15 protein-coding genes are annotated in these 15,730 nt (G+C 50.8%); 11 read left to right on the top strand and 4 right to left on the bottom strand.

The genetic code is table 11. The annotated features are described in order from the left end of the window. Position 1: 1 nt before the first annotated feature. Together CFT68_RS03035 and CFT68_RS03025 are read left to right on the top strand one after the other, a co-directional pair. A complete protein-coding gene (locus CFT68_RS03035) occupies positions 2 to 2,962 on the top strand; it encodes an SGNH/GDSL hydrolase family protein (protein WP_141106415.1) in 2,961 nt (986 codons plus the stop codon). Between the two features lie 457 nt (positions 2,963 to 3,419). Then, positions 3,420 to 4,502 (top strand): acyltransferase family protein, encoded by a 1,083-nt coding sequence (locus CFT68_RS03025; RefSeq protein ID WP_088841943.1) that lies wholly within the window; start codon positions 3,420 to 3,422, stop codon positions 4,500 to 4,502. A gap of 115 nt (positions 4,503 to 4,617) precedes the next feature. Here CFT68_RS03025 and CFT68_RS21430 read toward each other — a convergent pair whose 3' ends face one another. Further along, a complete protein-coding gene (locus tag CFT68_RS21430; protein ID WP_141106414.1) occupies positions 4,618 to 4,851 on the bottom strand; it encodes a GIY-YIG nuclease family protein in 234 nt (77 codons plus the stop codon). Positions 4,852 to 5,044: 193 nt separating this feature from the next. Between CFT68_RS21430 and CFT68_RS03020 the strand changes: the two genes are divergently transcribed. The 9 genes from CFT68_RS03020 to CFT68_RS21750 all read left to right on the top strand — a co-directional run bounded on the left by CFT68_RS03020 (position 5,045) and on the right by CFT68_RS21750 (position 11,550). Beyond that, positions 5,045 to 7,219: a hypothetical protein gene (locus CFT68_RS03020; protein ID WP_088841942.1), complete on the top strand. Its 2,175-nt coding sequence runs from the start codon at positions 5,045 to 5,047 to the stop codon at positions 7,217 to 7,219. Between the two features lie 219 nt (positions 7,220 to 7,438). Beyond that, positions 7,439 to 8,071, top strand: a complete 633-nt coding sequence (locus CFT68_RS03015; protein WP_141106413.1) for a GAF domain-containing protein — start codon at positions 7,439 to 7,441, stop codon at positions 8,069 to 8,071. 4 nt (positions 8,072 to 8,075) lie between these two features. Then, complete coding sequence (locus CFT68_RS03010) at positions 8,076 to 8,735, top strand: DUF6549 family protein (RefSeq protein WP_088841940.1); 660 nt, start codon at positions 8,076 to 8,078, stop codon at positions 8,733 to 8,735. Next, positions 8,732 to 9,151 (top strand): hypothetical protein, encoded by a 420-nt coding sequence (locus tag CFT68_RS03005; protein ID WP_088841939.1) that lies wholly within the window; start codon positions 8,732 to 8,734, stop codon positions 9,149 to 9,151. The genes CFT68_RS03010 and CFT68_RS03005 overlap by 4 nt, the downstream gene beginning before the upstream one ends. Position 9,152: 1 nt before the next feature. Next, positions 9,153 to 9,722 carry a glycoside hydrolase family 108 protein gene (locus CFT68_RS03000; RefSeq protein ID WP_245815261.1) on the top strand — a complete coding sequence of 190 codons (570 nt, stop codon included), beginning with the start codon at positions 9,153 to 9,155 and terminating at the stop codon, positions 9,720 to 9,722. A gap of 29 nt (positions 9,723 to 9,751) precedes the next feature. Continuing rightward, a complete protein-coding gene (locus CFT68_RS02995; protein WP_088841937.1) occupies positions 9,752 to 10,153 on the top strand; it encodes a hypothetical protein in 402 nt (133 codons plus the stop codon). After that, positions 10,154 to 10,711 (top strand): hypothetical protein, encoded by a 558-nt coding sequence (locus tag CFT68_RS02990; protein ID WP_088841936.1) that lies wholly within the window; start codon positions 10,154 to 10,156, stop codon positions 10,709 to 10,711. It abuts the gene before it with no gap. 375 nt (positions 10,712 to 11,086) lie between these two features. Next, complete coding sequence (locus CFT68_RS02985) at positions 11,087 to 11,401, top strand: hypothetical protein (protein WP_088841935.1); 315 nt, start codon at positions 11,087 to 11,089, stop codon at positions 11,399 to 11,401. Further along, positions 11,398 to 11,550 carry a hypothetical protein gene (locus CFT68_RS21750; RefSeq protein WP_170934680.1) on the top strand — a complete coding sequence of 51 codons (153 nt, stop codon included), beginning with the start codon at positions 11,398 to 11,400 and terminating at the stop codon, positions 11,548 to 11,550. The genes CFT68_RS02985 and CFT68_RS21750 overlap by 4 nt, the downstream gene beginning before the upstream one ends. On the opposite strand, the gene CFT68_RS02980 is transcribed toward CFT68_RS21750, so the two are convergent. From CFT68_RS02980 to CFT68_RS02970, 3 genes are all read right to left on the bottom strand, one after another. Next, positions 11,551 to 11,748, bottom strand: coding sequence for a hypothetical protein (locus tag CFT68_RS02980; protein ID WP_088841934.1), 198 nt, complete (start codon positions 11,746 to 11,748; stop codon positions 11,551 to 11,553). It abuts the gene before it with no gap. 53 nt (positions 11,749 to 11,801) lie between these two features. Then, on the bottom strand, positions 11,802 to 13,196 hold the full coding sequence (locus CFT68_RS02975) for a site-specific integrase (RefSeq protein WP_088841933.1): 1,395 nt from the start codon (positions 13,194 to 13,196) through the stop codon (positions 11,802 to 11,804). Between the two features lie 213 nt (positions 13,197 to 13,409). Further along, entirely contained in the window at positions 13,410 to 15,599 is a 2,190-nt protein-coding gene (locus CFT68_RS02970; RefSeq protein WP_088841932.1) for a glutamine synthetase III family protein, read from the bottom strand. Positions 15,600 to 15,730: the final 131 nt, after the last annotated feature.

Below are 15,730 nucleotides of genomic sequence, written 5' to 3'. Positions count from 1 at the left end.
AATGGCGGAATTCTTAGAACAACTCGACGCCTGGCCTCTCGGAACGCCCCTTCCGAAGGATGCCATCTTTATGATGGGTAGCGCTTCGCTACAAAATCAATTTAGGATCGACGCCTCCCAGCTGCCCACCGCTGCAGCCGCTACTTCTACGGCTCTTTACGTGCGGAAAACCCGCGCTGAAATGGTGGCGCTGCAGCAGGAAGATAAGCTGCAGATCGGCGTTACCTATTTGGTGTCTGGCCGCACCGCGGGCCGGCCGCCAATAGCCGTGCAAGCCATTGACACAGATCAAATCAGCCCCTTTGCGGCCCGACTGGAAGCAGATGGAACGGTATCAGCCTGCGTGTACTCGCTGGCAGATGATACTGATTCACTCTGGACCAATGCAGGCCTGACCGCCACCTCGCTGAAAGGCTTGCTGGAACAAGGAACAGGTATTGACATCGCCGTTGTCGGAGGCAAAGTTCGGATTTCCGGTCAGACCGTTTCGCAGCCAGTAGCCCCACGTAACCCGCGCACCGATGATGTAGCCAACATCTTCTACCATGATCTGGTCGTTGGCTTCCCTTCGCCCTCCGATTATGAATTGGAAAAGTCGGCTGAAGAAGCAGGCTATAGCGTGCATGCAGATGCCTACGTGCAGGATGGTAAGGTGTACTTCCCTGGTATGAGTGGCCCGCATCCCGCTGGTTCTGTGCGGAGCAGGGTGGTGGCCTCTGGCAACCGTCCAGCTGGCATGAGTGTGGCCAACCTCGTGGCCTTCACTGGCCCAGTTGTAGTGGTAGTGCCAGGTCCTACGCTTACCCAGGCGCAGCCTGCCAGTGGCCTGGTCGGTGCTCAGGTAATCCTAACAGGTACCAACCTAACCGGGGCCATCGTCGCCTTCAATGGCACGGCCGCAGCACCCGTAAGCATCACAGCTACGCAGATCGTGGTACCTGTGCCCGCCGGGGCAACCTCGGGCAACATCACCGCTACTACTAACGCGGGCACGGCTACCCTGTACTTCACGGTCACCGCCCCCGCGGCCAACGTGCTGCCTGTGGCAAATGCAGGGAGTGCTACCTCTATCACGTTGCCTACCAACTCGGTTGTGCTTAATGGAGCAGGCACGGATGCCGATGGCACCATCACTGGCTATCTGTGGGAACAGACTATAGGGCCCAACCAGGCTACGGGTTTGCCTTCTACCCAGGCGCAGATTGTGGCGGGTGCGCTGGTTCAGGGCACCTATCAATTCAAGCTCACCGTTACCGATAACAAGGGCGGTACGGGCACCTCTACCGTGCAAATAACCGTGAATGCGGCCACGGTAACTGGAAACGCCTTCAAGACAGGTGTTAGCGGGGACAGCATCATGACCAACAACTACGGCACGCCAGGCACGCCTACGTTGATTCAGCAGCACTACGCGGGCTTGCCGGAGTACAAAGGCATGATTGCCAACTATTCGCAGAACGGGCACACCATTCAGCAGCAGATTGACGCCCTGGCTGCCGCGCCCTTTGCTTATGATAGCACGGTAGATACCTTCTGGCTAGTAGAAGTGCTGGTGAACGATTGTGGCCAGTACGCCACCGATACGACCACGCCCACGGCTACAATTCTTACTAACATTCAGAATAAACTCATCGCGTTGCACCAGGCCATTCGGGCGCGCGGGCCTCGCGTGAAGACTATAGCGTGCACCGCTCTTTCTGTAGGGATTATTGTTGGCCAAACCTATCCTGAAAGCGTGCGCCAACGTCAGCAGGAACTGGTCCAGCGTATGAATGCCTGGATACGCTTGAATTTCCGCACGGCATTAGGGGCAGAATGTCTGGCAGACCGTCAGAGCGACTTTGCCTTTGACACCCTCGAAGACACGAGCAACACCACGTACTACCAAGACAATGTACACCCTACCCAAGCGGGTCGGGAACGGGATGCACCTATCTGCTGGGGCGCCATTGATGCGGCGCGCAATGGCTTACACGTCATAGTAGAAGGCCAGCGGGACAGCTCTGTAAACCTGAATTACTCTACGGTAGCCGTTCAGGAGAACTACCGCATTGTGGAGTCGGAAAACCTCGGTGAGTGGGAATTCCCCGCTGGTACCGGTGCCGCTGGAGACCAAGGGGTTGGGACAACCTACTACGATGGCTACGCAGGCAGCAAAGCCGGCGCCTTTACCAACACGGCTGGCGTTATCTGGCAGCTAACGGAGACGTGTAGCCGGGTGCAAATCGGGGCGTTACGCGGGGCCAATACGGGTATTTGGCGCTTACGCATAAGCCGCACCTCAGACGGGGGTATTGTGTACAACCAAACGCGTAGCCAAGCGGATTCGACCACGGCGTATAATACGACTACCAGCCTCACCTCAGATTTCTTCCTGGATTCGGGTGATTTGCCCATGGCCTCCTACCGCATTGAGATGGTGGCGGAAAGCAAGCCGGTCAGCTTTGACTTTGCGCGGCTGAAAGTAGGGGCAGGGTCGGTCACACCACCCGCGGAAACAGGCGTACCAGCCGGCTTCACGGGTATTGTTGCTCCCTTATCGATCGAGGATTCTGATTCCCGCGTAGTCTACACGGTTACCAATGCCCCGGATGGCGGCTGGCTGACATACCCTACCGGGCAAGGGAGCGCCGGGGCCATCAAATACTCCAGTCCTGGCAATGGTACATGCATTGACGCTGCCTACAGCAGCACCAATGGGGGGCAGTTTTACGGCCAAGGGGTACGCATCAAGACGCCTACTGCTGGCGGCGGCGCTGCCTTTGAAGTGCTAATTGATGGCGTTGTGCGGGCCGAAGGCACCTGCGACAACCCAGATGGTGTACTTACCGCTAGTGCCGTACGGGCCACCGCCACGGCGGTGAACGGCGTGGGCGTGCATACGTGGCAAGTGCGCATCAAGGCATCGGCCTACTCCTTCTCTCAGTCCAACCTGTTTTGTGACGTGGTAGAATTCTTTTAACCAAAAAGCCCCGACCTGTGCAGGTTGGGGCTTTTTTTACTCCCAGTCTTCATATTCTGGGCGTTTCTTGCGAACGTACGCTTTCTCCTCAGGGGTAAGAGAGTGCCAGTCCAAATCATCCTCCAGTAGATAATCCATCTGGCCGAAGTAATTGTCTGGTTCGGAGCCCAAGTCAAAGCGGTCAACAACCCAGAAAATCACACGAAAAGCGACAGCAAACGCATATAGCATCATTATACCTTCCAGCATTGTAATCGAGAGTTTAGTAACCGATTCATATGATTTACCCGAAACTACAAAAAGGCTAGAACAGTCTCAGCCACTGATGTGCTACAGCCCCGCCGGATAGGCGGGGCTTTGTTATTCTGTCTCTTACCACTGCAAATAGTAGGGGTTTCATGCCTACTTTGGGCCTTGTATCACGCATAGTGTGTGAGCAAAAGGATATCCTCCGTTTATGAGTCAAGGCCTACGCCCGCGTTTACACGAGCTAGATATACTTCGCTTTATAGCTGCCCTATCGGTTCTCTTCTATCACCTTTTTTATCACGGATATAACTGGGTGTATCAATGGCAACGCCTAAGCCCTGTAGAATATCCTGGCCTTGGGGCCATCTTTAAGTATGGGTATTTAGGAGTAGAATTGTTCTTTCTCATTAGCGGCTATGTTATTCTACTTTCGGCCCAGAACAAATCTGTAAAGCAGTTTTTTATTTCTCGGGTGGTTCGGTTGTACCCTGCCTACTGGATAGCGTGTACCTTTTGCTTTGCGGTGGTCCGTATTGGGGGGCCTGCTTATAACACACCCGCGTGGAGGCCAGAGCTGGAAGCAGGATTGAAGGCCTATCTGGCGAACATGACTATGTTCCACTCCCTGTTGGGTATACCCGATTTGGATACGGTTTTCTGGTCGCTCACCATCGAGTTATGCTTGTACCTGTTAATAGCTCTGCTGATTGTGAGCCGTTGGCTGAAGCATATCAATTGGGTGCTGGCTGGGCTTTTACTCCTTTCCGCCGTAGCTAGCGGGCATAAAACGGTAGGTGCTTACACCTTTCTGCTTTTCCCCCAATACGCGCCGTACTTCGTGGGCGGCATGGTTTTCTGTTTGCTGCAACAAAAGCCGTCTCGCTGGCTCTACTTACTGTTGGCCGCTGCCTATGGGTTAAGCCTGTATGGTTCTCAGCAGGAAATGCACTTTAAAGAATGGATGTATAAAGAGCCGTTCTCTTTCGCGGTGGCATTCATCATTATTACCCTGTGCTACCTCATCTTCCTGCTCCTAATAAAGGGCAAGCTGACTTTAGGGCAGTCGAGGTGGTATGCTTGGTTGGGTGGCCTGAGCTACCCGCTTTACTTGATCCACCAAAACTTGAGTTATATCGTCTTTCGCCAGTTTAGTGAGCAGATTAATAAGTATGCATTGCTGCTCCTGCTGCTCTTGGGTATAGGTACACTCGCCTCTCTTCTGTTTTGGTTAGACAAAAAGATGTCTCCTAAGTTCCGAGACGGATTGCAACATCTACTCGGTAATGACTAACCCCCTAACCCTGCCCTGTCCGGCGGGACTTTTCATTTGGCTCAGCTATACAGGAAACACACTCAAAATTTCCTCGCATTTAGAGAAGCATTCAGTTTCTCCTGCAAAGGGAATCTTAGGCTTGTAGCGTATTATGAGCAAATGGCTCCAGAATACTTTGTTCCCACTCATAGATGCGACGAGCATCGGATGATTTACAGATTGCCAGTACCTCAAACTCGTAGGGCATATCGCGCATATTGTGAAAGCGCCGTGATACAGTGTTAACGGTTATGCCTATTTTATAAAACTTTTCATTATTACCATGTAGTCTAAAGGAATATAAGTGACAGGCGCCCCCCCCCTTCACTTGTTCTTGCCAATAATCAGATAGGCAGCATTTCGGACCTCCATAACCACTTAAGTAGTGTGTGTTATATCACTAATAATAGATAAGATCATGAATAATATATAATGTAGGCGCTGATTCTTTAATGAGAATCATATAAAATATTCATCACAGCAAATCGCATGGCAGTTTTTTTATTAATAAATATTTACCAATGGCTTCGATTGAAATAGTTCGCAATTACGTGCAAGTTTATTTTGCAAAAAGCATTGCAATACACAACCCTAACACAACTGAAGTTCAGCTTCTAGAAGCTTACGGTGCTGTTGTTGAATGTTTAGAAGAATTTTATAATAATCATGAGAATGAGCAGAATTATATAATTAGCCTTCCTTTCGAGTTAACACTCGGAAACAAGAATTATAGTCTAAGCTTACCAAGTGGTGCTATATTTATATTTGATGATATTTTAAATAATCTTAATATATGTTTTAACTCTACCAACATTGGGTCTTTATCAATATTTGAAATTCAAGCAAATATTTTGCTATCATTCAACATACCTATTTATATAAAAGTAATTTATCATATCCAATTTGTTCAGAAATTAAATGAGATCATTAACCTCGTAATATCGACAGATCACGAAGTAATTGACACATATTATAAAGCGGCTTTTTCACTAACAAATGAGTCTTATACAAATAGAGAAAATTTAAAAAAAGAATTAATAAAAAATGTTGAATTGCAGATTTTACCCGAAGTAAGAGAATTAACATTGAAATTTGATGATATAACAAAAGATGCGGTTTGTTACATGGCAAATAAAATAATAGCAAGATATATTAAATTTGAAAAATTTGAAGACTGCTGCAATTTTCTTATAAACAATATACATAGCGATCAAGATAATCTTGCGGATTTCTTTTTAGGATGCCTTTTAAGAGTAAATGATCTATTTACAATCATAAGAAGTCAGGATATATATGATATATATGTAGCTAACAAACACAAAATAAATAAAACCGATTACTATGATATCAAAGTATGGCTATATCCGATAAAAGTAAAATCTCTTTATCTGCAAACAAGCTACAAGGGCCAACAAAATCTTGGCATCACAGCTCCTTCTATAACGAATGACAATACAGGTGGCGTAATGCTTGGCATAAACCCTAGCCCATTGAGCGAATTCCCTGCTCGTGATCGTTTCTACTCATTAGACAATATTGATACAACTGTTTTTCAGTTCACATTGCCTAGCAAAATAAGTGCTACCAATGCTTACAGCATCAAAGAAGGGATTAAGTTTATCTTTCATACTGTTGACCACTTTACAGAGCACCCTCTATATTATCTTCAGGGTAGAGCTATTTTAGGCGGTAATACTCTCGGGCATATGATAGATATTTATCCTGGGCAAGGGCAGGTTACATTTGTTGAAGCTTTTCTAGATGAATGTTATCATCCGGAATTTCATATAGAGTTTTCAGATGGCAAATTAGAAACCACTGACATAGACTTTACTGAGGAACGTGCTATATATGGGGCGTCATATTTTCCTTCAAAATCCAGAGTTGTTAAGGCGCTAAGAGAGGTTTTATTAGGTAATGAGGTTGCGCCGACGTTTAGCCAGAATGATATCAATTTAGACCTTTTTTCTTGTCTGAGAGTATTATTATATAACAGTCGTGATAAAGTTGTTATATTAGAAAGAACATATTTTTTGACAAGTGATTATTTATACAACAAGAGGACTTCAAGCTATATCGAAAAATTAAATGAGCTCAATATATTGGGCAATGATTTTGTCGAAGCATTTAAAGGATATAAGATATACAATAATCATGATTTGCTTAACTTTGTGACATTTATATTTAATCAAACTGTCGCAAATCAAATAACACACAAAAGCGGTTATAAATATTTTTGGCTTGACTCTGAATCAGAGAAAGAACCTAAAAATGAGCCTTTAGTTCAGCCTTATTTAATGAATATTATTGAACCACTTTGCACACTAAAAGGTGTAGGTGTGGTTCGAGAACCAGCTTCTTCAGAGGGAGAAATAGATATGCTTTTTACTTACACAAATAGTCAAAATAAATTATTAAAGGTGTGTTGTGAGATCAAAAAAGCACATCATAAACATGCTGATTCAGCAGCAGGAACTCAATTGAAAAGATATTTAGATTCACAGCAAACAAAGTTTGGAATATATCTCCTTCTATGGTTTAAATATTCAGATAACAACAAATTCAGTGACCCTAAAAAACATGTATCAATAAGTGCTATGCGCACTGTTATTGATGCTAATAAGCCAAGCGGATATACTATAAATTCTTTGATTATCGATTGCACTAAACCTATATATCCATCTCTTGAGAGATAGAAGATTATAATTAACCATTGGCTCATGGCAAGGAAGAAAAAAACCGCTGACTGTCGCGTAATACTGGCGAAACCATAACCCCTAGCCCCGCCGCATCCGGCGGGGCTTTTTTGTGCTTATTCAGCAGTGATTAAAGGAAGCATAACGAAATGATTTGCCGTTATGGAATATTGTAGTGTATTTTACACTACAATATTTTAGCTACTTGCCTATCTAGCTGTGCCCTTGTTGCTTGCCGCCCTGCCCCCCGCTGATAAACTCTATACCGCACTAGCCGGGGTTGCCGTGGCAGTAGCATTGCTGCTACTAGATATGCTGCGCACCACCTTAAATGAATGGCGCGAGGCTCGCCGGAAAAAGAAGCAAAGCAACTTCTTCTACCTGGCGGAAAAGCAGGTGCTGTTAGACCAAGCAACAGAGCGGATCTGTCTGACGACGAAAGCGGACCACGTCGGCCTGTACCGACTCCACAACGGCGAGTACTTCGAAGGAGATGACTCCATCAAGAAGATGAGCCAGGTAAGCGAAGCGGTAGGGGGACGGGATATTTCCCGCTGGAAGCTGGCGAGTCAGAGCATGCTGATGAGCAATTACCCGCACCTCGTGCTGGGGCTTAAGCAGGCGGCCTACTACTGGATGCACCCAGATAATGTGCAGGACTTTGAAATGGGCCGGCTGATGAATGACCGGGCCTATGATTCGTGTGTGGCGCTGCTGATATGCGGCAAGAAGAACCGGCCGCTGGCCATCCTGATCCTCTCCTGGTGCCGTGACCATGTCACGGAAGCCGATGTAGACCTGCTCTCGCTGGAAAGCGACCGACGTGATTTAGCCTTTACCCTTTCTGATTAGTGCCATGCCCGTTCTTTCTGTTCTCGCTCGCCTGTACGCCTATCGCTCTATCGTGCTCCTGCTGTTGCTGGCCATTGCGGCGGGCCTGATCTACTACCTCTATGGCGAAAATGTCCAGAAAGAGGAGGAAAAGCAGAGCATCATCAACCTCTACTCCCAGCAGCCAGAGACTCGTGCCGTCGATACCCAGGGCCGCGAAACGGTGCGCGTAGTGACGCCCATCATTTCAGCCGCTGTGCTTAAGCAGGTTAAGTCGGGATTGGCAGCGGAAATACGGGACCAGCTGCAGAAGGAATTCAAAGGTCTAGGCGTGCAGCTCATTTCGGCCCAGCGCGTGCAAACCAGCACTGCTCAGCGCGTGCCTACTGTGGCACTGAAGGATACCACAATACGGGAGGTGACACCTGCAGGCATTCAGACGAAAGTTGCCAAGGCTGGCACTTACAAGGATCCTTGGCTCACACTTACGGGTGTGGTGACTGATGACAGCCTAGCAGTCAAATACACGATTCGCAACGAGTTTGATGTACGGGCCTACAGCAAGCGCGATGCGAAGCATTGGTGGCAGTTCTGGAAAGGCCGCAAGGTGTATGTGGACTTGAAAAACCAGAATCCCAACACGCGGACAGAGAACCTGGAGGCGGTAGCAGTCGAGAAGAAATGACGGTCAACCTACCCCCTGTTTCTGAGCCCCTGCTGCATACAGGCCTTTGGGCCCTGGGTATTCTGCTGTTGTGGTTCTGGCTCCGCAAGGAGCTCACGCCACGGGTGTTCCTCTCCATTTTCGAAACCGATGGCGTGCTCAGCGCCCGACAGATTCTGGCTTGGGTGCTGGCCATTTATGGCATGGCGATGCGCGCCGCAGGCCGGCTCGACAATGACGGATTGGATGTATGCCTGCAAGCCTCCTTCATCCTGTTCGGGATTGGCGGCTTCGTGAAGGCGGCCGCCGTGGTGAAGCCTTCCACCACAGTAAATGCGCGGAAGATCGATGCCAAAATCGATACAGAAAACATGACAATGAATGGCTCGGCTTCAGCCGATGAAGCCAATGTTCCACCAGCACCCAAAGCTTACTAAGATGGCCAATTTTGAAACCGCTTATCACAAAACGGCTGCTGTAGAAGGTGGCTACGCCGACAACCCCAAAGACCGGGGTGGTGAAACCTGGAAAGGCGTTGCTCGCAACTTCAATCCACAGTGGCTGGGGTGGGCTCTGGTGGATTACCATAGAAAAGCGCCAGGCTTCCCAGGCACTTTGGCCACAGATGCAAAGCTACAGGAGCACGTGTTGCGCTTTTATAAACTGGGGTATTGGGATGCTAACCGACTAGGTGAGCTCAATGATCAAGATATAGCTAACGAGCTATACGATACAGCGGTGAACTGTGGCGTTGGGGTGGCCTCACGCTTTCTGCAGCGAGCCCTGAATCTGACAAATCGCAACGGAGTCGATTATCCAGACTTGGTGGTAGATGGCAAAATCGGCCCCATTACGATTGCTCGAATGAATAATCACCGCCGGCCTAAACTGATATTGAAAATCCTCAATACGATGCAGGGGGGCAAGTACATCGATATCGCAGAGGGACGACATGATCAGGAAGAGTTTATCAATTCCTGGTTCTCCCGCGTCTCACTCGCTGCTTAATCCACCAATTCACTTCATCCTTTATCCATATGAAAAAGCTCCTGCTTACTATTTGCTTTCTGGTTTTCTCCTACCCCTTCGCCCTGATCTATCAGGCTATCGTGGGCGGCTTTATCGGCTTCTTTGTTGCCCTGTTGCTCGGCACCGATGCCGGTGACTACACGACCGGGCTGTGGGGTGCAGTCGGCTTTATCATCTTCAGCTACCTCGTCTACCTGACCTGCCGGCCCAAGAGCCCAGATGATCAGGTAGGCCCAGGCCTGCTGATGATCCTGGTGTTGGTAGCAGCTGGGCTACTCGCGTTTTCCTGCCGGGCCCTGCAGCCTGATACGTCAGAGGAAGCAGTGCTTCCCACCCCGGAATTTAAAACTGACCCAGACGGCTGGGAAGTAGTAGATAAAAAGTCGCTACGCGAAGTAGCCCGTCAGTAGATGCTCTGGCTATTGCTTACCCATGTGGTGGCGTTTCAACTTTTCCGCCTGCACCCGCGCATCTGGTTGCAGGCGGATGTGAAGCGCTTCACCGAGAATGGCAGCAAGGACTCGCTGCTGCGCACGTTTCACCGGCAGCGCTGGATGTGGCGCTGCCTGATTACGCTGGCCATTGCCTTCACAGCTTCGCTACCGGTCTGGGGCAACTGGCTGGCTTTTGGTATCAGCTTCCTAGGATTGCTGCTGCTCGGCACCGCCTACTGGGTGTACTACTTCAACCCGGCCCTGAACGAAGCCCGCAAGCTGCCCTACGTGGGTAAGTACCACGTCAGTTGGAATCCGTTGGCGGCGTACTTTCCCGACCGCTACGTGTGGCGTCGGGCCTGGCTACAGGTGCGGGCCCCGGGCGAAACAGTGCCTCCTGCTCAGGAAGATCTGCGTGTGGTGGCCGTGGCCGGCCCGATGCTGAAAACGCTACTCGGTAAGGTGTGGATAGGTGGCTGCCTCACATATTCGCTCTGCCTTATTGGCCTAGGCCTGTTGTATACAAAAGGCTAAGCGCCGCGCCTGACTGGGTTGGTATCGATTTCGGAAATAGTAGATTTGCGTATTCACAACCGCGCAAAAGGTGTGAATACGACATCTACTGCAACAAAGAAGCCCTGACTATTTGCAGTAGTCAGGGCTTAACTATTTTGAGCGGTGATAGCCATCTGGAAAGCTATCGGTGATAGGGTCGTACCCTTTAGGCCAGTCCTGTTCTGGCATTTCGCTCCAAGAGCAGAGTGGGAAAGGAGGGGTGGGATCTGAGTGGAAAACGTCCGTTAGGATATTCCAGAAACGCTGTAAACTTTTGAGCATTCAGAGATTGATTAGGATAATACGAATAATATATCAATCTCCTACTTTTAGTTACAGCATCTTAAGTTTTTAATGCCCCCCAAAGCCCTGACTACCACAAATGGCCAGGGCTTCTTTTATATTCGGGTTATGGCTATTCCTTCTTTCTACACCTTCCGCCAGCTAGACCTCACCGATCAATTAGCTATCACGCTGATGGAAGGCACCTTTCTGGCCACGCGGTTTGGAGAGGAAGGCGACACCATCAATCTGTACCATATGGGCAGTTTCTTTGCCGAGGTGTACTATGACCCCGAGGTCAACTACCTGCACCACTGTCGCAGCTTCGTGAGCAGTGGCCCGCTGGAGCACTATACCGAGTATGTAAAATTGCCACCACTACTATGAGACAAGACTATCATAGCCCCGAAGAAGAGGAAGAAGATGGTATGTGGCAAGGCATTAAGATCATTATGATCTTTCTGGTCCTGGCTGCCATTGTGTACCCGGTTGCAAACTGGCTGGCTGGTTGGTGGCTGGAGGCCCATCCGAATTAGTTACCGGGCCCGTAGTGCCGAGTACAGTTCATCTTCAAAGTACACATCCCAGTACTCGTTGTTGACCTGGTACACGTTGTAGGTGCGCTTATCCAGCCCCAAAAACTTGGCGCGCCACACCACAGTAAGGATAGGCCAGCCGGATTCAAGGGCTACTAAGTTGCCCGGCTTATACTTGAATTCGCCTAGGGTAAGCATCAGCAATAGGATATGGTCTGGTGTGCTGAAAATAAATACGCCATGGCAACTGGTCAGGTAGTCTTTTTGCGTTTCACATACTGCTTAGCCCGGATAGGCCCGCCATCTTCCGCGTGCACCCACCCGGCCGGATCCGCATCGTAGTGCGGCCCCAGGATCTGCTCCCAGGCCTGCAGCAACGGCCCGGCTACCCGCTTGGCCTTATCCTTGGCGTAGATATCAGTGCTGGTGGCGTTCTGCGCATGGCCTAGCAGGTACGCTGCCAATGACTTATCGCCTCCGCTGAATTCGAGCAGCAGGCTGCCGGCGGTGTGTCGAGCGGTGTGCGTGCCAATCACTTCCCACACCGGCCGGTAGTTATCGGTCACCTGCCCATTAGAAATCTTGGCATCATTGAACATCCGGTTCAGGCCGGCCAGTTTGGCCACTTCCTTGATCTGACCGGTACGACGCCGGTTGACCCGCTCCGGAAGCTGCCACTGCCACCGCTCGCCGATTCGCACTGCCACAGGCGGCAAGGGCAGCAGCACTTCGGCGGCCGTCTTGCCCTGGTAGTGGCGAATAGCGGTTACGGTTTCGCCCTCTGCCGTGCGCAGCGTGGTGATCTGCTGAGGCGAGAGCAGGCGCATATCCGAGTCACGCCGGCCGGAAAAGCACTGGAGCAGCCACCGATCCCGCTCTTCTGCTAGGCGTGGATCATCCAGCTGCACCACCAGCAGCGCCTGCAACTCCTCACGAGTCAGGTCGAGCTGAACCGCGTGCACCGCTTTGTAGCGGAGCCACGGCGCTTTCGGGTTCAGACCGATGCGTGTGGCCAGCAGCCGGAAGAACTTGTAGTGCTCGGCAATGCTGCCATCGGCGTCGCCGCGCGCGACTAACTTACGGCGCCACTCCTGCACCAGCTGCTCAGTGAGCTGACTCGCGAGCAGGTTCGGCTTCCATTTTTCCAGTTGGTCAACGACGTGCTGATAGTGGCGCAGGTGGGACGCGGAATGCAGGCCCTCATTCTCCTGCTGCCACTGCTGGTAGTGGGCACTGATGGTCAAAGCACCGGGCTCCAGCGGAGCCGGTGCGGGAGCTTGCGAAGGCGTGGTGGCAGGGAACACCGCTTCCTCCATCATGTCCCGCGTTACCTGCGTCGTGCCAAGCGGGCCTGCGAGCGTGCGGAACGCGTCCCGTAGCTTCTTCTCCCACTTGCCCAGCTCCTCATTAATATAATCCGCTTCCGGATGGTCGGACAGCACCCGGCCCGTCTTCGGCTCAAATAGTTGATGGGTTTTGCGCGCCGTTTTGCGTTCGGGCAAAATCAGCAGGCCCGGCGACACGGAGAAGTCCGTGCCGTGGAAATAGCAGACGATGCGCACCTGATGGAAGCCCTCGCTGTTGGGCCGCCGCAGGTACACATGCAGACGAAACTTATTGTAAAAGGCCTGACGTATGCGAGCCATAAATCCTGTTTTGGGTACACTTTGGGTATGTTTTACAGCAAACCACAACCTACTTAACCTTACTCTATCAATATCAATGTGGCCTATTGCGCTACAAGGGCCGATTATTGTGAACTGCACAAAAAAAAGCCGCCCCCACCCGGAAACGGCTTTTCTGAAATCGCGGCGCGGAGAAAATTCCCACCCAACTCCGGCGCGATTCTGACTCTGGACTTAGTGTCGGAACAACAGTTCGCGGTACTTTACCAGGGGCCAGTCCTCATCGGCCACCATCAGCTCCAGCTTATCCACGGAGCGGCGAATGGTGTCGAAATGCGTTTTGACGGTTTCGCAATAGGCAATGGCCCGTTCGCGCGTATCGTCTAGTTTGTTGGCCACTTTGCGGCTGTTCACCATCTCATCCACGTTGGTTTTGATGATGCTGATGTGACGCGAAATGGCTTTAATAGTATCCACTGTAACCTGCGAGTTCTCATCATCGAGGCCAAGCTCACGCAGACCGCGTACGTTAGTTACCAGTTTGGTCTGGTAGGCCACTGCCGTTGGGATGATGTGGTTGATGGCCAAGTCACCCATTACGCGGCTCTCAATCTGAATCTTCTTGATATAGTCTTCCAGCAGAATCTCGTGGCGGGCGTGTAGCTCTACATGCGAGAAAATGCGGTGACGCTCGAACAGCGACGAAGCATCTTCCTGTACTAAGGCATCCAGCGCCTGGGGCGTGGTAGGCACATTGGCTAGGCCACGGGCTGCCGCCTCATCCTTCCACTCGTCGGAATAGCCGTTGCCTTCGAAGCGAATGTTTTTGGAGCTGATGACGTATTCACGCAGCACCTCTACAATAGCCACTTCCTTCTTCTTGCCCTGCTCAATCAGTGCATCTACCGACTTCTTGAAGTCAATGAGCTGCTCTGCCACAATAGTGTTAAGCGTGGTCATAGCCGAAGAGCTATTGGCCGAGGAGCCTACCGCACGGAATTCAAATTTGTTTCCGGTGAAAGCAAACGGCGATGTCCGGTTCCGGTCGGTGTTATCGAGCAGGATAGCCGGAATCTTATCAATACCGAGCTTCAGGTAAATGTTGTCGCCCTTGTCCAGGGGCACTTTAGCAGTGCGCTCCAACTCATCAAGTACCGAGTCCAGCATCGAACCCACGAACACCGACATGATAGCCGGCGGCGCTTCGTTGGCGCCCAAACGGTGGTCGTTGCTGGCCGAAGCGATGCTGGCGCGCAGCAAGTCGCCGTAGCGGTGTACGGCTTTGATAGTGGTGATGAAGAATGCCAGGAACTGTAGGTTCTCCTTTGGGCGGCGGCCAGGCGCGAGCAGGTTTACACCTGTATCGGTGCTCATTGCCCAGTTGTTGTGCTTGCCTGAGCCGTTTACGCCGGCAAAAGGCTTCTCGTGCAGCAGCACCTTGAAGTTGTGCTTGTCGGCCACACGCTCCATGATATCCATCAGGAGCTGATTGTGGTCAACGGCCAGGTTGGCATCTTCGAAGGTAGGCGCGCACTCGAACTGGTGTGGAGCTACCTCGTTATGGCGCGTACGTAGCGGAATGCCCAGTTTGTTGGCTTCCTCTTCGTAGTCCAGCATGTAGGCGTGTACGCGCGCCGGTATCGAGCCGAAGTAATGGTCTTCAAGTTGCTGACCTTTGGCGGGCGCGTGGCCAAACAACGTGCGGCCCGTCATCACGAGGTCTGGGCGGGCATTATACAAGGCCTTATCAACCAGGAAGTACTCCTGCTCGATGCCCAGCGTGGTATGCACGCGCTGTACGTCTTTATCGAAGTAGTGGCACACATCAACAGCCGCCTTTTCCAGAGAGGCCAACGACTTCAGCAAAGGAGCTTTATAGTCGAGGGCTTCGCCGGTGTAGGCCACAAAGATGGTCGGGATACACAAGGTTTTGGCGCCAGCGGTTTCAATGATGAAAGCGGGCGACGTAGGATCCCAGGCGGTATAGCCACGGGCCTCAAACGTGTTGCGGATACCGCCGTTCGGGAACGACGAAGCATCCGGCTCCTGCTGCACCAGCGCAGAACCCTTGAAATTCTCAATCGGACGACCATCCGAGTTCAGGTCGAAGAAAGAGTCGTGCTTTTCAGCGGTAGCACCCGTGAGGGGCTGGAACCAGTGCGTGTAGTGCGTGGCACCTTTCGCCATGGCCCAGGTTTTCATGGCCGAGGCAACGGCATCGGCAACACTGCGTTCAACTGGAGAACCTTGCTTAATAGCTGCCTGCAGCTTTTTGAAATATTCGCCGGGCATGGTAGCCCGCATCGCGTCGAGGTTGAATACGTTTTTACCGTATGAGTCAGAACGACGTTCGCCGTAAATAGTCACCGCCACTGGCTGGCGATGATCAACTATCTCTAAAGCTTTAAAGCGAAGGGTTGCCATGCAAAGATTGAAGTGAACTGTCAGTTGGGATTACTGAAGCAAAGGTAGAAGCTTACAGACATATTTTCCAAACACCCCTATCTATTAAGGGTCATTTTTCGATTAACGACCTAATTTTATCCACAAAGACT

The organism is Hymenobacter gelipurpurascens, assembly GCF_900187375.1.
Classification (GTDB): domain Bacteria; phylum Bacteroidota; class Bacteroidia; order Cytophagales; family Hymenobacteraceae; genus Hymenobacter; species Hymenobacter gelipurpurascens.
Note: the sequence above shows the minus strand (reverse complement) of the source record. Positions and strands in the feature narration are given on the sequence as shown.